The sequence below is a fragment of the Psychromonas aquatilis genome, assembly GCF_038155185.1.
Taxonomy (GTDB): Bacteria; Pseudomonadota; Gammaproteobacteria; order Enterobacterales; family Psychromonadaceae; genus Psychromonas; species Psychromonas aquatilis.
The window spans coordinates 1-213 of record NZ_JBAKAZ010000412.1; the positions used below are offsets into that span (position 1 = coordinate 1).

1 protein-coding gene is annotated in these 213 nt (G+C 43.7%); it reads right to left on the reverse strand.

Annotated elements, in window-relative coordinates:
• Positions 1-213 (reverse strand): homocysteine S-methyltransferase family protein (locus V6256_RS15980; RefSeq protein WP_341599186.1); only part of this gene is annotated, 213 nt, incomplete at both ends.

The window sequence follows — 213 nt, forward strand, 5'->3', positions numbered from 1 at the left end:
GAATAAGATCACAGCCACCTTTGATTAAGCCTTTAGTAGATTCGATGTAAGCAATCACTAACTCATCATAAGTGACGTTACGATAAGCAGGATCATTAACATCTGGAGAGATAGAACTAGTACGATTTGTTGGGCCTAATACCCCTGCAACAAAGGGCGGACGATCCGGCGTTTCATCGGTTTTTTCTTCAGGAACACGACGAGCAATGCGTG